The sequence below is a fragment of the Halovulum sp. GXIMD14793 genome, from assembly GCF_054457435.1.
Map to the genome: position 1 here is coordinate 18,837 of NZ_JBTLNE010000009.1, position 18,713 is coordinate 37,549.

Sequence of the window (18,713 nt, forward strand, 5' to 3'; positions counted from 1 at the left end):
CAGCGGGGTTTTTTTGTGTAGGAAGGTCAATTCTAAGCCCAAATTGACGAGCTATATTTGCCATTTTATTGTCGTTGGATATCTTGCGAGGTGTTGCCGTTGAACGACTTTGCGTCAGAAATTGATGCTGTAAACTGGTCAGAGTTTCGCACGGCCTATGGTGCAGCGGATAACGTCCCCTTCTTGCTTGAACATCTTGCTGGTGCAGACCCCAAGAAATCGGCCGACGCAACGCATGAGCTTTGGTGTGGATTATGCCATCAACATGCATACGTATCGTCCGCAGCGCTGCCGAGTTATCCTATTTTGGTGAAGATTTTGCGTTCGGCAAACCCAGAGCTCGGGACCGAAATCTTGGATATTTTGTGGGGGTTTGCAAAGTGTACCGCCCCACGATTTGGCAGCAATCCTGCTCAAAGATCCGATTGGATGGTGGAGCTACACAATAAAATGGTCGCAGACATAGAAGTTTACGTGGCATTGGCCGCCTCTAAGAACGAGGACAGCAGCGAATTCGCAGGTTTGATTGCCGAAGAACTCAACAAGTCCTGATAGCCTTCTCAGCCTGAACGGCCGCATATGCGACATTTGAGACTGCCGTCTTAACCACACCAATCAAATTGTATCGTCACCCTTTGATACCTTCCCAGAGCCACCTTACTCGGCAAAAGAAATCCTGGCTTTGCAGGCTGTTGTTCCTTGCTTCGGCCTCGAATTCCTGCGGCAATTCTTTCTGGCGGCTGGTCAGGTGACCCGGGTGCGCGGTCAGCGCGGCATTGGCGTGGTGCCCTTGTTATACGGGCCCCAATCATCGATCCCTGGGTAGTGCCGCGCGCGCCAGCGGTCGACGCGAGGGTTCATGCGTTTGCGCCAATAGGGCGGCATCAAGGCCCAAAGGGACATCAACGGGTAGCCGTGGGGCAGTTGGGGTGCATCGTTCTTGTGATAGGTTTGCAGAACGGGAAACCGGCGGCTTGGGCGATAATGGTGGTCAGAGTGGCGCTGCAGGTTGATCAGCAGGAAATTGGTGATCTTGTGGTCAGCATTCCAGGAATGGTGCGGCTTGACCAATTCGTACTTGCCATCGCCCAGATGCTTTCGCGTCAGGCCGTAATGCTCCACGTAGTTCACCAGTTCCAGATAGACGATGGCCACCGCCGCCTGCCCGATCCACAGCATCAGGCCCGGCCAGCCACCAAACAGCAATGCAGCGGTAACAAAGCCCAGCGCGCCAAACCCATAGCGCCAGAACGGGTTCGCACTATGCCAGATCGGGCGACCACGGGCGGCCAGGCGTTCCCGTTCAACCCGGAAGGCCGATGTCAGCTGCCCGGGCACACAGCGGGCGAGAAAGCGGTAAAATCCTTCGTTATACCGTGCGGTCACCGCATCTTTGGGCGTGCCGACATAGCGGTGGTGGATATAGACATGCTCGGACCGGAAATGGCCATAGGCGGTTGAAATCAGCAGGACCTCGCCCAGAAACCGCTCCAACCTGCCGCGTTGGTGGACCAGTTCATGCGCGTAGTTAATGCCGATAGGGCCTGTGATCATGCCGACAACAACGGCAAGGGCCGCAATCTCCCAGCCGGCCAGATGGCCATGCCCTGCTGCCCATATCGCGCCGATAAGCACGCCAACCTGAATTGGGGCCCAGATCAGGGTAATCAGACGGTACCAGAACAGCTGATCATCCTCGGTCGCGGGGTCCATCCCGTCTTCTTCATGGGGGACCACGGTGTCGATCAGGGTGATCAAGGGATACGCAACAATCGGCACCAGCAACAGGTACCATCCGCCATAAGCCGCAGCCAGCGCGACCAGTGGCACCAGCAGCAGCGAAATCCAGAAGGGCAGCGCGCGGCTGATGCTGGGGGTAAGTTTGTAGAGTGTGTTTTCGGGCATTTGAAGCTCCGCTCAATCGGCGGTTACAGAAGAGTGTAGACCCTTCATCCCGGCGAGGAAAGCCTTGCGCATCACCGTGGGCAGATCGGCGGGGTCCGGGTTCTGATAAAACGTGCCGCGGTCAGGTTGAACGGCGCTATCGCTCTGTGTCAGCCAAAGATCAAGGATCAGGTGAAAATGGGTGAAGGTATGGCGCACCGCCTGCGGCAGGATCTGCCAGTCTGCGCGTATCGGTGGCGCAGCCGCGGGATCGTCAGACCAGTCGGTTCCGGGCAGGCCGAGCATTCCGCCCAGCAGGCCGGTTTCGGGACGGGTTTCCAACAGCACAGCGCCATCCGAACGCTGCACGAAATAAGCAATACCCCGCCGCACCGGCTTGGCCTTTTTCGGCGCTTTGCGTGGCAGTTCGGCTGCGTTTCCGACAGCGCGTGCCTTGCATGGGTCGCGCAGGCAGCAGATGCCGCAGGCCGGATTGCGCGGCGTGCAGATCGTCGCGCCTAGGTCCATCAATGCCTGTGCATGATCACCGGGCCGCTGATCCGGGGTCAGCGAGGCCGCGTGGTCACGCAGGCAAGGTTTGGCGGCCGGAAGGGGTGTATCCAAAGCGAATAGTCGCGCCATGACCCGTTCGATATTGCCATCCATCACAACGGCCGGCCTGTCAAAAGCGATGGCCGCAATGGCAGCCGCCGTGTAGGGGCCGATGCCGGGTAGGGTCAAAAGTGCCTCTTCGGTATCGGGAAAGGCGCCGCCATACGCCTCTGTCACCACGCGGGCACATTTCAGAAGGTTGCGGGCGCGGGCGTAATAGCCCAGCCCAGCCCAGGCTGCCATGACGTCAGCATCCTCAGCTGCAGCCAGATCCCGGACGGTCGGCCAGCGTGTGGTGAAGGTCTCAAAGTAACTTTTGACCGCCGCAACTGTAGTTTGTTGTAACATCACCTCGGACAGCCAGATGAGATATGGGTCCGGTTTGATGTCAGTGCCCGGCGGCACACGCCAAGGCAGAACACGGGCATGCGCATCATACCAGGTCAGCAGATCATCGCCGATTTTTGCCGTCTCACACAAGATTTATACATCTACCTGCGTTTGGGGCTGGCAGCGCCCGTTTGTAAAGGTATGTTCAGGGACATGGCGCAGATGACCGAAAAATCCAAGCGGCATTCGACCGCATCCCGGCGCAAAGGTTTTACGCAAACCGGCGCACTGGTGGCGACAGGCATTCGTAGCGTGGCCGAAAAGCGGGGCTTTGCGCAGACCCGGATGCTGACCCATTGGGCTGAGGTTGCTGGTCCAGAGGTTGCGGCCATCGCCACCCCGGTCAAGGTCAGCTACCGACAGGAGGGGCTGGGCGCCACGCTGACCCTGGCCTGTGCCGGATCGCGCGCGCCAGAGCTAAGCCTGCAACTTGAGGTGATCCGCGAACGGGTCAATGCCTGCTATGGCTACAACGCAATTTCGCGCATCCGGCTGACCCATGATGCCGCGCTTGCACCCTCGCCGGGGCTGGCCGAAGCGCCCGCACCGTTTCGCCCTGCGCCCAAACCCGTGCCCGAAGTCGCCGGTATCCGCGATGGCGGCTTGCGCGATGCATTGGAACAGCTATCAACCAACCTGCAATCCCGGGCGAAGCCCGCGGCCAGTAAGGAATCCTGACATGACATACCGATCTTTCACACGCCGTCAGGCGCTTTGGACAGCTGCAGCCGCCGGTCTTGCTGCCAGCAGCGGCAGCGCGGTCTTTGCGCAGTCGCGCGAGGCTGTGGATATGGTCAAGGGGAACGCGGATGCGCCCGTGACGGTTGTGGAATACGCCTCTTTCACCTGTCCGCATTGCCGGACATTCCATACGCAAACCTTCCCAAAAATCCGGGAGAACTTTATCGAAACTGGTAAGGTGAAGTTTATCCTGCGCGAGGTTTATTTTGATCGGTTCGGTCTATGGGCCGGTATGATCGCCCGTTGCGCCGGGCCAGAGCGGTATTTCGGTGTCGTCGATATGATCTTCGACAAACAGGCAGAGTGGTTGTCTGGCGGCGACCCGTCTGTGATCGTCGAGAACCTTAAGAGCCTGGGCCGGCAGGCAGGTCTGACCAATGCCGAGATGGATGCCTGCCTGCAGGATGAAGATTTTGCCAAAGCGCTGGTGGAGGCCTACCAGAAGAACGCAACCGCAGATCAGATCGAGGCGACACCGACCTTGCTGATCAATGGCGAAAAGCAGCCAAACCTGCCCTATGGGCAGTTGGAAACATTGCTGAACGCAGCCCTAAGCGCCTCTGACGCTGCACCCGATAACTAAGGGTGTAGGGTGGGTTTTAACCCACCCTACCAGACGCGATACGGCTGAGGTGATGGTCTAGCTTTTCAGGGTTATTCAGTTCCAGCCGCACCGGGAAAGGCAAAATGCCGGACCGTTGATCGGCCGGAAGCCGCACAAGATCCTTTTCGGTCGTAACCAGTTGTGCCTTGGCCTCCGTAGCCTCCCGTCGAAGGCGGTCCATGATCCGCCGGTCATAGGCTGCATGATCAGCAAAACTACGCGTGGCAGCAATATCGGCGCCAGTGGCAGCAAGCGTCGCAAAGAACTTTTCCGGTCGACCGATCCCAGCAAAGGCGAATAGCCGCAGCGCGGTCCAGTCCATCCCCGTAGAAAGCGGGCGCAATTGGCCCGTGATCAGCTCTTTCTGTCCAAGCTGCGGCCAATCCGACAAAAGCTTCTTTGCTGCCTGATCAGGTCCCACGGCCACAACGAGATCGGCACGCTTCAGCCCTTCAGACACAGGTTCACGCAACGGGCCAGCCGGGATCACGCACCCGTTGCCGAAACCGGCTTCGGCATCGACCACCAAGATCGACAGATCCTTCACCAGACCCGGGTTCTGAAACCCATCATCCATCACCAACAGATCGGCCCCGGCCTCGCGCGCTGCCTCAGCCCCGGCAACGCGGTCCCGTGACACCCAAACCGGCGCATAATTGGCCAATAGCAGAGGCTCATCTCCCACATGCGCTGCGTCATGCTGCTGCGGATCGACCCTGAGTGGCCCGACCGCCTTTCCACCATAGCCCCGGCTTAGAATATGTACGTTTTGGCCCGATGCCTGCAGCCGCTGCACAAGCTCACACACCAAAGGGGTCTTGCCGGTGCCACCTGCCGTCAGGTTGCCGACACAGATCACCTTCAGGCCCGCAACTCGCGTACTCTGTCCCGACACGCGCCGACGTGTGGCCATTGCCCAAACAGCACTAAGCGGGCTTAGGCAGCGGGCTGCAATACCCGGCTGATCGGGTGGGTTCTGCCAGAATTTCGGTGCCTGCATCACGATCGGGATGCGGGCAGATGGGTCTCGATAAGCTCGCAGATCGTGTTCACCAGAACCGCCCCTTCGGATGCGACCTGCCAGGCAGCCCTTGCTAATGCCGCCGCCCGGTCCGGGGCAAGCGTCTCGATCAGATGCACACCCAGATCGGCCGTGGTGGCAACATTCACCGCCGCGCCAGCCGCATCAAAACGCTCATACGCCCCGGCAAAGTTGCTGATATAGGGGCCATGCAAGATCGCCGATCCCAGATGCGCCGGTTCAAACGGATTATGCCCCCCGACATCCACAAGCGACCCCCCGACGAAACTGACCGGGCACAACCGATACCAAAGCCCCAATTCGCCCAGCGTGTCGGCCAGATAAATCTCTGTGTCACGCGCCAGCGGCTCTTCGGCGCTGCGCACCGCCATACGCCAGCCTTCGGTGCGCAGCTTTTCAGCAATACCGGGACCACGATGCGGGTGCCGGGGCACCAGAACCAGAACCAGCCCATGCAAAGAGCGTTGGGCACGCTCATGCGCCAGAGCGACAGCAACCTCTTCGCCCTCATGGGTCGATGCTGCAAGCCAGCAGGGGCGCCCGGCCAGATCTTTGGTGATCTCTTTCAGCGCAGCATCATCATAAGGCAGCGCCGATGCGGTATCTTTCAACGACCCTGTCACCTCGATCCGGTCCGTCGGCATACCAAGGGACCGGAAGCGGTCGGCTTGTGTGGCATCCTGTGCCATGATCAACTTAAAGCGCTGTAGCAAGGCAGACGCCATCCCGCGCACCTTGCGCATGCGGCGGGCCGAGCTTTCGGACATGCGGGCGTTGATCAGAAACATCGGGCAGTCGCGCGCATGGGTCTCGGTGATCAGCCGGGGCCACAACTCGCTTTCTGTCCAGATTGCGACGTCAGGCTTCCAGTGATCCAGAAACCGGGACACCGCAGCTGCGGTATCGACCGGTGCAAACTGGTGCAGCGCCCGCTCTGGCAAGCGCTCTCCCATTAGTTCGGCCGAGGTAACCGTGCCGGTTGTCAGCAGGATATGCGCCTGCGGCTGCCGATCCAGCAAAGCGGTGATCAGATCCAACAAAGAGACCGATTCCCCGACACTGGCCGCATGCATCCAGATCAACGGGCCGTCCGGGCGTGGCAACAAGCCCTCGCCCAGTTTTTCGCGCCAGCGCTCCGGGTCTTCCTTGCCCTGATCCAGTCGCCGCTTCAACACATGCTCAACCGGACGCCGGGCCAGCCGGGTCAGACCGAGATATGTGTTCAGAAGCAGCGACTTGCGCATCTAGTGCAACGCGCGATCAGGCAGGGGTATCGGCGCTGCTGTCAGGCTGTTCTTCGTCCATCAGCCGATGCAGATGAGCGATGAAATAACGCATATGCGCATTGTCGACGGTCCGCTGTGCCGCACCTTTCCAGGCGTGATACGCCTCTTCGTAGTTCGGGAATACACCGACCATGTCGATTTCGCCGCAATCGCGAAACTCGGTGGATTGCGGTTCTGTCAGTTCGCCGCCATAGACGAAATGCAAAAGTTGGGACATCGGAAACTGGCCTCCGGGTTCAGCTGGGTTTGCCTGAGCCTTACCAGTTCGCCGTGCGGGGTCAAGCCAACGGGCGACTAAGCCGCTGCATCAGCGCTTTATGCAAGCTGGGACCTGCGGTCAGAATACCGGGCTGCCGGGTATCGACAGGGGTATAGTGTGGCACCTTTCCCAATGATGTGGTGATCTTAGCACCCGCCTCGCGGCAGATAAGATCACCAGCGGCGATATCCCAATCCCAGGCCGGATGCAGGGTCAGCGCGGCATCAAAGCGCCCCTCGGCGACCAGACAAAGCCTATACGCCAGCGAGGGGCGAAAATGCCGGGTCAGTGGCGGCACGCCGCCCGGCCAGAGATCAGGTTTCAGGCTGGCCTTGTTACAGACCACGGTCGCATCCGCTTCCACCTCGGCCTGACTGACGGTGATCGGTGCACCATTTTTTGTCGCACCACCGCCAAGCGATGCCGCGTAGGTTCGCCCGGCCGCAGGCATATGGACGACAGCGGCAACCGGGATACCATCCTCCACCACCGCCAGCGCATGCGCGAAGCTTTTCTCGCCATTGATATAGGCACGTGTGCCGTCAATCGGATCAATGACAAAACTACGGCGGGTGGTGGCACGGTCCGGCCCGGCGGTGCTTTCCTCCGACAACCAGCCATAATCCGGGCGAGCCTCACGCAAGATTTCGCGCAATGCCGCATCTACGGCCAGATCGGCATTGGTCACCGGACCCTGATTGTCACCTTTGTCGCGGATATCCAAATCCGTCCGGAAATGCCGCATGGCGATTTCGCCTGCCACCTCTGCAGCTTGCGCCAGAAGGTCGAGATCAGGTTCCTGCAATGGTCATACCTTCGACCAGCAGACTGGGCACCACACGGGACAAATGCTGGCGCGCGTCATTTGCAGGCGTCAGCGCCATCAGCATTTGGCGCAGGTTACCCGCGATGGTACATTCATTCACCGGTTCGGCGATTTCACCGTTGCGCACCCAAAAGCCAGAGGCACCTCTGGAATAATCCCCGGTATTCGGGTTGACCGTGCTGCCCATCAGCGAGGTCACCAGCAGCCCTTCCCCCATGTCTGCAATCAGACCAGCGCGATCTTTCTCGCCCGCTGTCAGTGCCAGATTGCTCAGGCCCGGCGACGGCGGAGCGGACAACCCACGTGTCGCGTCCCCTGTACTTTGCAGACCCAGTTTGCGGGCATTTGCCAGATCCAGCGTCCAGCCGGTCAGCACGCCTGCATCAACCACGGCGCGGCTAGCAGCCGGCAACCCCTCCCCGTCAAAGGGACGAGAACCTGAGACGCGCGGGCGCAATGGATCAGCGATCAAGCTAAGACCATCAGGCAGCACCTGCTCGCCCAGCGCATCCTTCAGCCAACTGGTCCCACGCGCAATCGCCGCGCCATTGATCGCAGAGACCAGATGCCCGATCAGGCTTGTGGAGATGCGCTCATCGAACAGCACAGGATAGGCCCCGGTGGGGGGTTGCGTGGCCCCTGCACGTGCCAAAGTCCGTTCTGCCGCCAGCGTGCCGATTGCCTCGGGGCTGGGCAGATCGGCGGCATGGATGCGCGCCTCATGCGCATAATCCCGCTCCATCCCCAGACCTTCGCCGGTGATGGGCATGCAATAGATCGCCATGTTGCTGCGTGCATAGCTTTCGGAAAATCCATTAGTCGCAGCCAGATGCAACCGCTGGCGCGAGGCGTCCGCCCCAGCGCTGCTGACCTGCGAAATACCCCTCTTGGCCAGCGCCGCCGCCTCCGCCCGGCGGGCTGCATCAGCCAGCGCATCAGGCGTGGGCAACGGGGCGGCATCGCCAAGATCAAGTGCTGCGACATCGACATCGCGGGCCAGTTGATCCGGGTCTGCCAAGCCGCAAGACGCATCTTCGGGCGCTTCGCGTGCCATGGCCACGGCACGCTCAGCCATCGCCTCAATCGCCGCGCTGCGCGTGTCCGAAACCGAAACACACGCCTGCCGCTGCCCGATCAGCACCCGCAAGCCGATTTCTACACCCTCGGTCCGCTCTGCCAGTTCCAAAGCGCCGTTGCGGACCTCCATCGAAATGCCGTCACCATCCAGACACAACACATCCGCGGCATCCGCCCCAGCTTGCCTTGCGGCGCTCAGCGCCTGATCTGCGAGTTTGGCCAGATCCCGTACCATGGTCAAAACGCGTTCAGAACGCCGTGGCCAATCAGCCCAACAGCAGCAACAAGGATCACAAGATAGGTCAGCAGCGTCCCCCAGAAGCGCTGCCAGCGCGGGGCGTCATCCGCGCAAAAATGCAAAGCATGCAAAAGTCGCGCAACTACCAGTATTGCACCCAAGGGATGCAACACCCAGACAGGTGTGCCCAACAACGCCATCAGAGTCAGAAAAACCAGCGCCAGCGGCACCGTTTCAACAAAGTTGGCATGGCCCCGCATTGCCCGAACTATCAAAGGGTTGCCGCCATCACCCATGAAAATCTTCAGTTCTTTCCGTTTGCGAACCACATGCATAAACAGCTAGATCAGGATCAACCCGCTCAGACCCGCATAGATGCCAACCGCATATAGACCTTTTAGCGCTTCCATTTGATGCCCTCAGATATTGTCTTCACCCGCCATGTCCTCAACCTGTTCCGGGCTGATCGGGATGCCCTCGATCTCGCACACACTGGCGGTCAGCGCAGCGCTGAACACCTGGCCTTTCTCTGGCTCTGTCAAACGGAAAAGCTGATAACGCACTGTATTGTCATGCACCGGGCCTTCGACCCGAAGGGTGCCGCGCAAACGCTCCAGATAGACAAACCCACGCTCCTGCGCCCAGCCCGCCGCAACACAGGCGGCAAACCGGTTGGCGTCGATTTTCCGCGTCGCGTTGCGCATGACCACGCTGACCTCCAACACCTCAGGCTTCGTACGATCCACACGTGCGGCCGTATAGGATAAAGGATCACCGGTATCGGATACCGCAAAACCTCCATCGCACCCACACAGGGTCAGAAGGGCCGGGACGGCAAGACGCTGCAAAAACTGCATTTTCTCCCCACTGCTCGTTTGGGCGTAGCCTACTGTGCGACAAGCGCGGCTTCAATCGCGGAAAACACCTTGTCGGACGCAATTATATCAAATATTCATGAATTATGGATGAGTCAGACGCCCTGCAGGCCTTCGCCGCCCTTGCCCAACCCACTCGGCTGGATGTGTTCCGATTGCTGGTGACCGCTGGCGACACCGGCCTTCTGTCGGGCGAGATTGGCGCGAAGCTGGATGTGCGCCAGAACACCATGTCCGCCAATTTGACCCTGCTGCTGAATGCCGGACTGGTCCGCAACCAGCGCGAGGGGCGGTCCGTCCGCTATTTCGCCGATTTTGACGGTATCGCGGGGCTGCTGGCTTTTCTGATGGAAGATTGCGGCGGCGGTGACCACGCCCGCTGTCAGCCCGTAATAGACGCTGTGACCTGCAAGGGGGAATTATGAACGCACTGTTTCTCTGTACCGGCAATTCCGCCCGGTCCATCCTGGGCGAGGGGCTGCTAAACGACCTTAGCCCGGACTGGACCGCCTATTCCGCCGGATCGCAGCCCACCGGGATGCCCAATCCGCTCGCCCTGCAAACCCTATCGGACCATGGTCATGGCACGGAATTCGCCCGCTCCAAAAGCTGGGAAGAATTCGCCGGGCCAGATGCGCCAAAAATGGATCTGATCTTCACCGTCTGCGATTCGGCCGCTGCAGAAACCTGTCCGGTCTGGCCCGGCCACCCGGCCACGGCCCATTGGGGCATTCCCGACCCGGCCGCCGCAACGGGAACCGAGGACGAGCGCCGCGCCGCCTTCGAAACCGCCTATCAGCGTATGCGCCAACGCATTGTTGTCTTTCTAGCCCTGCCGCCGGGCAGCATTGCTGACCAGCTTCCCGCTATTCGCGCCATCGGACAACAAGATGACCTTTGATTTACCCCGCCGCCTGACGGCAGAGGCACTTGGCACGCTTATCCTCGTTGCCACTGTCGTCGGCTCCGGCATCATGGCCGACCGCCTGACCGAAGACACAGCGCTGGCCCTCATAGGCAACACCCTGCCGACCGGGGCCATTCTGGTGGTACTGATCACCATTCTGGGACCAATCTCGGGCGCGCATTTCAATCCGGCAGTGACATTGGCCTTCATGATCCGCGGTGAAATCCCTCTGCGCGAGGCGGTACCTTTTGCTGCCGCCCAGATCACAGGCGGCATTGCCGGGTCCCTGCTGGCCCACGCCATGTTCGAACTGCCAATCCTGCAAGCCTCACTCACAGAACGCACCGGCAGCGCCCAATGGCTGGCCGAGCTTGTCGCAACCTTCGGCCTTGTCGGCACAATTCTGGCTGGTATCCGCTTCCGACTGGACGCCGTCCCGTGGCTCGTCGGCCTCTATATCACCGCCGCTTACTGGTTCACCGCCTCTACCTCTTTTGCGAACCCGGCGGTCACCATCGCCCGCGCCTTCACCGATACATTCGCCGGCATCCGCCCCATCGACACACCGGGCTTTATCGCGGCTCAGCTGATTGGCGCTGTTCTCGCAGTCCTGCTCTTTGGCTGGTTACTGCGCCCAAATCCGGACCAAAGCTAACCCGCCTTCATTGTTCCAAAAATATCCCCGCCAGCGGCACGGCCCGAAAGGGCCGTTCTTGACTGGACAGCGCGGCCCGTAACCGACAACATCCCGGGCATGACACAACCAAACGGACAACTCGCGCTCCAAACCATCGCGATGCCCGCAGACACCAATGCAAATGGTGATATCTTCGGTGGCTGGCTGATGGCACAAATGGATCTGGGATCCTCGGTTCTTGCCAGATCAAGGGCGTGCGGCAGGGTGGCCACCGTCGCGGTCGAAGCTATGACATTTCACAAACCGGTTCTTGTGGGTGATCTGGTCTCGATCTATGGTCGCCTGATAAAAGAAGGCACAACGTCGATGCATGTCGGCGTAGAGGTCTGGGTCACTCGCCAGCCGGAGAGTATACAGACCAAGGTCACACAAGCCACCTTTGTCTTTGTCGCCGTCGATGAGAACAGCCAGAAGCGCCCCCTTCCGAAGGAGTGAACTGCATGAAACACCTGATTTTCCTATTTATGCTGCTGACCAGCCCTATTGCCGCGCAACAGGTCCCCGGTCTGTACAATGTGACCAATGTTGCCGCTGATGATGTTCTGAACATCCGCGAAAACCCTCGCGCCAGTGCTGGGATCATCGGTGAGCTTGGCCCGTATCAGAATAACGTTGAGGTGGTCGGTCTGTCTGGCGACAAGAAATGGGGATTGGTTAACATAGAAGAACGAAGTGGTTGGGTTGCGATGGCGTTTCTTACGCTGGACGACCGGTTGGAAAGCGGCAGTTATCTGGATAAACCGCTGCGCTGCTTTGGGACCGAACCATTCTGGCAACTGACCGTTCGTGACAATGCGTCGAAACTAGCTTGGCTTGGTGTGGAGGATGAAGAATTCGACATCACGTTCAGTGAAGGACCAGTTAACCGCATGCCGGGCCGGGGTATGATGATCGCACAATCGGGCGGCTCGCGGTTGACCGCCACCGTTATCCCCAACCAGTGCCACGACGGCATGTCTGATCAGACATATGGGTTAAGCATTGATTTGCTCTACGAACAGCCGTCTCAAAGCAAGGTTTTGCAGGGCTGCTGCCAGCTTACACGCTGAGCCTTACGTCACCACTCGCAGGGTCAGATTGATCCGCCCGCCCTGCGCCAGAAGGTCAGAGCGTCCGAAATGAATGCGGTCGATGCCGTGATAGGCCTTGCGCGCCGCGCCGCCCATCACCACCACATCGCCGCTTTCCAGCAGGATCGACTGCGTCTTGCCACCCCGCTCCGGTCCGCCCATCCGAAACGTGGCCGGATCACCAAGGGAGATCGAAACGACCGGACAGGAAAAATCCGCCTCATCCGCATCCTGATGCAGCCCCATCTTTGCCTGCTGGTCATAGAAATTGATCAGGCAGCATTTCGGTTGCCGCAGGCAGTCGGCATAGCTGTTCCATACTTCGCTTATACATTCCGGGATCGGCGGCCAGCCCTGACCATCCGGATGGTGCGGCTGATAGCGATAGCCACCACGATCCGACACCCAACCCAAAGCCCCGGCCGCCGACATCTGCACAGACATCTGCCGACCCCCCGGCGTCTCATAGCGACGCAAAGGAACTGCGCGCACCACCTCTCGGATGTTATCACGCATCTCCTCCTGCACCTTGCGGTCCAGGCAGCCTTTCAGGATTCGAAACCCCAAAACTCTGATCTCTTGCATAACGCACCCCTCCCGCAAAACAGTTGAGCGGGGTTGGCCGCCTATGGCAAGGTTGAACCACATCGCCAGATCCAGCGGCGCAGGCTTGCACAATTTGTCGCCCCGACAAATATCTGGAGCGAGCCCAGATTGACGTTCACGATGATTTTCTCCATTAGCCCGTGCAACAGAGTTTGTTCCCGCAGGTAACCTCGAGAGCGCGTCGATATGGATTCAAAGCACTTAGTTCTGGCCGGAGACTCAGTTTTTGATAACGACGGTTACGTTTTGGGCGAAGCTGGCGTTCTTGAACAATTGCGCTGTACTCTTCCTGCAGCCTGCTCGGCATCCAAAGTCGCAGTCGATGGTGACTGTATTAAGCATGTTAAAGACCAAATCACCGACTTACCTTCGAACGCAACCGACCTAATCGTGAGCGTTGGTGGAAACGACGCGCGTTTCCATTCTGCGCTTCTCTCGAAAGTAAATCACGCCAATGACTTAGGCACAGTTTTGTCCACTCCATTGGCGGAATTCGCGTCGGACTATAGGCTTATGCTCGATGCCGCGAAGGCCACCGGTCTGAAGGTACATGTTTGCACAATCTACACTGCGATACCGTTCGAAGACCCCAGATGGCGACAGTATGCGCCGCTCGCTATCGGTAAGTTCAATAAAGTCATCGTTGCAAAAGCAAGTGTTCATGGAATCCCGGTGCTTCACTTGCAGGAAGTATGCACTGAGACCAGCGACTTCTCGTCGGTATCGCCAATCGAGCCATCTAACCAAGGCGGGCAAAAGATCGTGAATCACATTGTTGAAATGGTCTTATAGAAAAGGTCTGTTTTGTCCTGCGCCCCGAACCTTCGCTCAGGGACCGTGGGTGGCCGTTCTGCCATTCGATCTTGTTTGGACTGATCGGCATCGTGATGAGAAGCCCTTTAATATTTCTTTGTCGGCGCCAAGGGCTTAGTCTGCCCATATGATCCGTGTTCTGAACAGCATCCTGTTGACGATTCTGGCTGGCATCGGCCTGTGGTGGGTATTGCAGGATGAACTGGCGCAGGCTGACCGCAAGATTCTGTTTGTTGGAAACTCGTTTCTGTTTGTCGGCGATGTGCCCGCAATGGTCCGGGACATGGCAGGCTCGGCCACGCCGCCGGTGCGGTATCATATCCGCACCATTGCCAAGCCCAACTATACCCTGATGCAGCATGTCACCGAGGGCGAGGTGCAAAAGGAGTTGGCCAGCGGCGTCTGGGACGTGGTGGTTTTGCAGGATCAAAGCGCACAGGCATTTTCCATCGTCGGTCGCCTTAGTCTTGGTCAGGGACTGTCCAAACTGGGAAATGCGGCAAGCTCTGAGGGGGCCGACGTGCTGGTTTTCGCGCATTGGGCACCGGGGTCAGTATCTTTTGCAAATCGTGACCGCGCGGTTGAACGGATCGCCTCCGTCTATGCAGATAAGTCTGCATCTCTGGACGCGCAGGTCGCCCAGGTCGGGCGGCTTTGGCAAATGGGTCTGTCCGAAAACATGCGGCTGTATTCGAATGATGGTCACCATGCTTCGTTTCTGGGTGCTTACGCTGCTGCGGTCGCTGTCTTGCAGGCATTGGGCGATGTCGATCCGGCGCATGTGACATGGCAGCCAGACGGCCTTGATCCGATTGATGCGGCGCGCTTGCGGGCGCTGGCTGCACAGCGCTAAACGAGAAACTGTAAAATTTGCCTGGCCCGGGCGCTTGCAGCCCCCCGGACCGGTCCCTATATACCCCACGAAACCTGCCGGAGACCTCCGGCATTTCTTAGGGATGAGGCCCGGGGGCTGCCCCGCAGACCCGATGCCTCGCAATCGCCGCGAAGAAGGAAGACTGAACATGTCGAAAGTTATTGGAATCGACCTCGGGACCACAAACTCCTGTGTGGCCATCATGGATGGCTCTCAGGCCAAAGTTGTTGAGAACGCCGAGGGTGCACGCACAACACCATCGATTGTTGCCTTTACAGACGATGAGCGTCTGGTCGGCCAGTCCGCCAAACGCCAGGCCGTCACCAACCCGGAAAACACACTTTTTGCCGTTAAGCGCCTGATTGGACGCACGACGAATGACCCGATGGTCGAGAAGGACAAGGGCATGGTGCCCTATAAGATCGTCGATGGCGGCAATGGCGACGCCTGGGTTGAGGCGAAGGGTGAAAAATACTCCCCAAGCCAGATCTCGGCCTTCATTCTGCAGAAGATGAAGGAGACCGCCGAAAGCTATCTGGGTCAGGACATAAATCAGGCTGTGATCACGGTGCCGGCCTATTTTAACGACGCCCAGCGTCAGGCCACCAAGGATGCGGGCAAAATCGCCGGTCTTGAGGTTCTGCGCATCATCAACGAACCGACAGCGGCAGCGCTGGCCTATGGCCTTGATAAGGAAGGCGACAAAACGATTGTCGTCTATGACCTTGGCGGTGGTACTTTCGATATCTCGGTTCTTGAGATTTCCGATGGCCTGTTCGAAGTGAAATCTACCAATGGGGACACGTTCCTGGGTGGTGAAGACTTCGATATGCGGATTGTTGAATATCTGGCGACAGAGTTCAAGAAAGAGCACGGTGTCGACCTGACCAAGGACAAGATGGCGCTGCAGCGGCTGAAAGAAGCTGCCGAGAAAGCCAAGATCGAGCTGTCCTCCTCGACCCAGACCGAAATCAACCAGCCGTTCATCTCGATGGATCCCGAAACCCGTCAGCCGCTGCACCTGGTGCTGAAACTGACCCGGGCCAAACTGGAATCGTTGGTGGGCGACCTGATCGTTCGCTCTATGAAGCCTTGCAAAGAAGCGATGAAAGACGCAGGGATTTCGACCACAGACATCGACGAGGTGGTTCTGGTTGGCGGGATGACCCGCATGCCCAAAGTCATCGAAGAGGTCACCAAGTTCTTTGGCAAAGAGCCACATAAAGGCGTGAACCCGGATGAGGTTGTCGCGATGGGTGCTGCCATTCAGGCCGGTGTTCTGCAAGGCGACGTCAAGGATGTTGTCCTGCTGGACGTGACCCCACTGAGCCTGGGTATTGAAACACGGGGCGGCGTGTTCACCCGTCTGATCGACCGCAACACCACTATCCCGACCAAGAAAAGCCAGATCTTCTCGACCGCCGAAGACAACCAGAGTGCGGTGACCATCCGCGTCTTCCAGGGCGAGCGCGAGCTTGCTGAGGACAACAAGATCCTTGGCCAGTTCAATCTGGAAGGGATTCCGCCCGCACCGATGGGCATGCCACAGATCGAGGTCACCTTTGACATCGACGCCAACGGCATCGTGTCGGTTTCCGCCAAGGACAAAGGCACCGACAAGGAGCAGAAGATCACCATCCAGGCCTCTGGCGGGCTGTCGGATGAGGATATCGACCGTATGGTGCGCGACGCCGAGGAAAACGCCGAAAGCGACAAAGAGAAGAAGGAGCTGGTCGAGGCAAAGAACTCTGCCGAAAGCCTGATCCACGGCACCAAGAAGTCGATGGAAGAGCATGGCGACAAGGTCGACCCGATCACCATCGAAGCCATCGAAATGTCGCTTAAGAACCTCGAAGAAGCTTTGGCAGGCGATGATGCTGGCAAGATCAAGGCCCGCATTCAGGACGTGACAGAATCGTCCATGAAGCTGGGTGAAGCGATCTACAAAGCACAGGCCGATCAAGCCGAAGCGGCAGAAGCAGGCGAGGAACCTTCGCCCGTTGATGACGACATCGTGGACGCCGATTTCGAAGATATCGACGACGACAAGAAACAGGCCTGAGTTTTGGGCATGACGGACCGGCCTGCCCGACGGGCGGGCCGGTCTGCCGTTTACCGGAGGGCTGTGTCACATGGCCAAAGCTGATTATTACGATCTTCTTGGTGTCTCCAGGGACGCCTCGGATGCAGAACTGAAAAAAGCCTTCCGCAAGAAGGCGATGGAACTGCACCCTGACCGCAACAAAGACAACCCCGAGGCCGAAGCCAAGTTCAAGGAAGTGAACGAGGCGTATGACGTCCTGAAGGATGCTGACAAAAAGGCAGCCTATGACCGCTACGGCCATGCAGCGTTTGAGGGCGGCATGGGCGGTGGTGGACAGGGCGGTTTCCGGGGCGGGCCGGACATGGCCTCGGCCTTTTCGGACATTTTCGAGGATCTGTTCGGCAACTTCAGTGGCGGCGGCGGGGGTGGCTCTCGGGGTCGCACGCAGCGTGCCGCACGCGGGGCAGATCTGCGTTACAATCTGCGGGTCACGCTGGAAGAGGCGTTTGAGGGCAAACAAACCACCCTGACTGTCCCAGGCTCGGTCGCATGTGAAGTCTGCAACGGCACCGGTGCCGAAGGCGGCGCACAGCCCCAGACATGTCCGACCTGCGACGGCGCGGGCAAAGTGCGTGCGCAGCAAGGCTTTTTCACCGTTGAACGCACCTGCCCGACCTGTCAGGGCCGTGGCCAGATCATCAAGAACCCCTGCGGTTCCTGTGCGGGCGCGGGACGTATCAAGAAAGACCGCTCTTTGTCAGTCAACGTGCCCGCAGGCGTAGAAACCGGCACGCGCATCCGCCTGGCCGGTGAAGGCGAAGCCGGGGTCTGCGGTGGCCCCCCGGGCGATCTGTACCTGTTCATAGAAGTCGCAGATCACCAGATCTTTGAACGCGACGGACCAAACCTGTTCTGCCGCATCCCGATTTCAATGACCACCGCAGCCATGGGCGGCGATCTGGAAGCTCCGACGCTGGACGGTGGCCGTACACGGGTCAAGGTGCCTGCAGGCGTGCAAACCGGCAAGCAGCTGCGCCTGCGCGGCAAAGGTATGCCCGCCCTGCGCGGCGGTATGGCGGGGGATCTGTATATCGAACTAATGGTCGAAACCCCGGTCAACCTGACCAGCCGCCAAAAGGAATTGCTGCAGGAGTTCGAAGCCGAAGCAAAAAACAACAGCCCGCAAAGCCAGGATTTCTTTTCCAAGGTGAAGTCGTTTTGGGATGGTATGAAGGGATAAAATTGCTATTTACGCTAGCATGGAAAATGCTCCTTCGAAGGAGCAGAAAACATCTGTCTGCAAACGCGCTGATGCGATCAAGCATTTTCGATGTAAGAATCTGATAGCGGTTATCGAAGATCCGGTTGACATCAAAAATATTGGAACAGTCATCAGAAACGTAAACGCACTCGGTGTGGATAAGGCCTATGTTGTTGATCCACGCAAAGCACTGCCTGACGATTGGCAAGATATGCGAGAAAAAAAGTCCTTATCATCTACATCTGTGTCAGCGGTGAAATGGACATTCGTCAAACGGTTTAACAGTTCTGAAGAATGCATGGATCATCTTGAAAAGAATGGCTTTATATCGGTGGTGACCTCTCCGCATGTAAAAGGAAAAAGAACGTTTATCTTCACGAAGGTGATTTTACTCAACATACAAAACTTGCTGTTTGGTTTGGAAATGAAAAGCGAGGGATTAAAGCGTTTCGGGATAAACCTGAGACAAAAGATTATCCTGAAACGCAGTGATAAGCCTATATGGTGTACGCGTTTCGATTTTATGTGATGTCTCAAGGTAAACTCGAAACGCTTTAATACTACGTAACTTACCTGGTCAGATTTTCCGGGCCAGATCTATACTACC

23 protein-coding genes are annotated in these 18,713 nt (G+C 58.4%); 13 read left to right on the plus strand and 10 right to left on the minus strand.

Translation table 11 applies throughout. The features are described 5' to 3' along the window. Positions 1-99 precede the first annotated feature (99 nt). Positions 100-552, plus strand: a complete 453-nt coding sequence (locus tag ACW9UQ_RS03575; RefSeq protein ID WP_458929626.1) for a hypothetical protein — start codon at positions 100-102, stop codon at positions 550-552. 213 nt (positions 553-765) lie between these two features. Here the strand turns inward: ACW9UQ_RS03575 and ACW9UQ_RS03580 are convergent, their stop codons facing one another. Together ACW9UQ_RS03580 and mutY are read right to left on the minus strand one after the other, a co-directional pair. Continuing rightward, positions 766-1,905, minus strand: a complete 1,140-nt coding sequence (locus ACW9UQ_RS03580; protein WP_458929627.1) for an alkane 1-monooxygenase — start codon at positions 1,903-1,905, stop codon at positions 766-768. Between the two features lie 12 nt (positions 1,906-1,917). Then, entirely contained in the window at positions 1,918-2,976 is a 1,059-nt protein-coding gene (mutY, locus tag ACW9UQ_RS03585) for an A/G-specific adenine glycosylase (RefSeq protein WP_458929628.1), read from the minus strand. 72 nt (positions 2,977-3,048) lie between these two features. Between mutY and ACW9UQ_RS03590 the strand changes: the two genes are divergently transcribed. Together ACW9UQ_RS03590 and ACW9UQ_RS03595 are read left to right on the plus strand one after the other, a co-directional pair. Continuing rightward, positions 3,049-3,564 (plus strand): DUF721 domain-containing protein, encoded by a 516-nt coding sequence (locus tag ACW9UQ_RS03590; RefSeq protein WP_458929629.1) that lies wholly within the window; start codon positions 3,049-3,051, stop codon positions 3,562-3,564. A 1-nt stretch (position 3,565) separates the two neighbouring features. Then, positions 3,566-4,210, plus strand: coding sequence for a DsbA family protein (locus ACW9UQ_RS03595; RefSeq protein WP_458929630.1), 645 nt, complete (start codon positions 3,566-3,568; stop codon positions 4,208-4,210). A gap of 16 nt (positions 4,211-4,226) precedes the next feature. On the opposite strand, the gene lpxK is transcribed toward ACW9UQ_RS03595, so the two are convergent. From lpxK to ACW9UQ_RS03630, 7 genes are all read right to left on the minus strand, one after another. Further along, positions 4,227-5,231, minus strand: coding sequence for a tetraacyldisaccharide 4'-kinase (gene lpxK, locus ACW9UQ_RS03600; protein WP_458929684.1), 1,005 nt, complete (start codon positions 5,229-5,231; stop codon positions 4,227-4,229). Then, a complete protein-coding gene (locus tag ACW9UQ_RS03605) occupies positions 5,231-6,517 on the minus strand; it encodes a 3-deoxy-D-manno-octulosonic acid transferase (RefSeq protein ID WP_458929631.1) in 1,287 nt (428 codons plus the stop codon). Before ACW9UQ_RS03605 ends, lpxK begins: the two co-directional genes overlap by 1 nt. Positions 6,518-6,533: 16 nt before the next feature. Beyond that, positions 6,534-6,776 carry a DUF4170 domain-containing protein gene (locus ACW9UQ_RS03610; protein ID WP_458929632.1) on the minus strand — a complete coding sequence of 81 codons (243 nt, stop codon included), beginning with the start codon at positions 6,774-6,776 and terminating at the stop codon, positions 6,534-6,536. Positions 6,777-6,837: 61 nt separating this feature from the next. Next, positions 6,838-7,623, minus strand: a complete 786-nt coding sequence (locus tag ACW9UQ_RS03615; protein WP_458929633.1) for an inositol monophosphatase family protein — start codon at positions 7,621-7,623, stop codon at positions 6,838-6,840. Continuing rightward, positions 7,610-8,956: a TldD/PmbA family protein gene (locus tag ACW9UQ_RS03620; protein WP_458929685.1), complete on the minus strand. Its 1,347-nt coding sequence runs from the start codon at positions 8,954-8,956 to the stop codon at positions 7,610-7,612. The genes ACW9UQ_RS03615 and ACW9UQ_RS03620 overlap by 14 nt, the downstream gene beginning before the upstream one ends. A gap of 2 nt (positions 8,957-8,958) precedes the next feature. Beyond that, the gene (locus ACW9UQ_RS03625; protein ID WP_458929634.1) at positions 8,959-9,294 is read right to left on the minus strand and encodes an MAPEG family protein; all 336 of its coding nucleotides are present in this window, start codon (positions 9,292-9,294) and stop codon (positions 8,959-8,961) included. Between the two features lie 84 nt (positions 9,295-9,378). Continuing rightward, a complete protein-coding gene (locus ACW9UQ_RS03630) occupies positions 9,379-9,816 on the minus strand; it encodes a hypothetical protein (protein WP_458929635.1) in 438 nt (145 codons plus the stop codon). A gap of 104 nt (positions 9,817-9,920) precedes the next feature. Between ACW9UQ_RS03630 and ACW9UQ_RS03635 the strand changes: the two genes are divergently transcribed. The 5 genes from ACW9UQ_RS03635 to ACW9UQ_RS03655 all read left to right on the plus strand — a co-directional run bounded on the left by ACW9UQ_RS03635 (position 9,921) and on the right by ACW9UQ_RS03655 (position 12,487). Further along, positions 9,921-10,259, plus strand: coding sequence for an ArsR/SmtB family transcription factor (locus ACW9UQ_RS03635; protein ID WP_458929636.1), 339 nt, complete (start codon positions 9,921-9,923; stop codon positions 10,257-10,259). After that, the gene (locus ACW9UQ_RS03640) at positions 10,256-10,735 is read left to right on the plus strand and encodes an arsenate reductase ArsC (protein WP_458929637.1); all 480 of its coding nucleotides are present in this window, start codon (positions 10,256-10,258) and stop codon (positions 10,733-10,735) included. The genes ACW9UQ_RS03635 and ACW9UQ_RS03640 overlap by 4 nt, the downstream gene beginning before the upstream one ends. Then, positions 10,725-11,396 carry an aquaporin gene (locus ACW9UQ_RS03645; protein ID WP_458929638.1) on the plus strand — a complete coding sequence of 224 codons (672 nt, stop codon included), beginning with the start codon at positions 10,725-10,727 and terminating at the stop codon, positions 11,394-11,396. The genes ACW9UQ_RS03640 and ACW9UQ_RS03645 overlap by 11 nt, the downstream gene beginning before the upstream one ends. Positions 11,397-11,495: 99 nt before the next feature. Then, entirely contained in the window at positions 11,496-11,873 is a 378-nt protein-coding gene (locus tag ACW9UQ_RS03650; protein ID WP_458929639.1) for an acyl-CoA thioesterase, read from the plus strand. Between the two features lie 5 nt (positions 11,874-11,878). After that, a complete protein-coding gene (locus ACW9UQ_RS03655) occupies positions 11,879-12,487 on the plus strand; it encodes an SH3 domain-containing protein (RefSeq protein WP_458929640.1) in 609 nt (202 codons plus the stop codon). 3 nt (positions 12,488-12,490) lie between these two features. On the opposite strand, the gene ACW9UQ_RS03660 is transcribed toward ACW9UQ_RS03655, so the two are convergent. Beyond that, positions 12,491-13,093 (minus strand): alpha-ketoglutarate-dependent dioxygenase AlkB, encoded by a 603-nt coding sequence (locus tag ACW9UQ_RS03660; protein ID WP_458929641.1) that lies wholly within the window; start codon positions 13,091-13,093, stop codon positions 12,491-12,493. A 207-nt stretch (positions 13,094-13,300) separates the two neighbouring features. Between ACW9UQ_RS03660 and ACW9UQ_RS03665 the strand changes: the two genes are divergently transcribed. From ACW9UQ_RS03665 to ACW9UQ_RS03685, 5 genes are all read left to right on the plus strand, one after another. Next, positions 13,301-13,906, plus strand: coding sequence for an SGNH/GDSL hydrolase family protein (locus ACW9UQ_RS03665; RefSeq protein ID WP_458929642.1), 606 nt, complete (start codon positions 13,301-13,303; stop codon positions 13,904-13,906). Between the two features lie 148 nt (positions 13,907-14,054). Beyond that, positions 14,055-14,780: a hypothetical protein gene (locus ACW9UQ_RS03670; RefSeq protein WP_458929643.1), complete on the plus strand. Its 726-nt coding sequence runs from the start codon at positions 14,055-14,057 to the stop codon at positions 14,778-14,780. A 169-nt stretch (positions 14,781-14,949) separates the two neighbouring features. Next, positions 14,950-16,863, plus strand: a complete 1,914-nt coding sequence (gene dnaK, locus ACW9UQ_RS03675) for a molecular chaperone DnaK (protein ID WP_458929644.1) — start codon at positions 14,950-14,952, stop codon at positions 16,861-16,863. Positions 16,864-16,933: 70 nt separating this feature from the next. Then, positions 16,934-18,085, plus strand: a complete 1,152-nt coding sequence (gene dnaJ, locus ACW9UQ_RS03680; RefSeq protein WP_458929645.1) for a molecular chaperone DnaJ — start codon at positions 16,934-16,936, stop codon at positions 18,083-18,085. Between the two features lie 19 nt (positions 18,086-18,104). Beyond that, complete coding sequence (locus ACW9UQ_RS03685; protein ID WP_458929646.1) at positions 18,105-18,635, plus strand: TrmH family RNA methyltransferase; 531 nt, start codon at positions 18,105-18,107, stop codon at positions 18,633-18,635. The last annotated feature ends 78 nt before the right edge of the window (positions 18,636-18,713 follow it).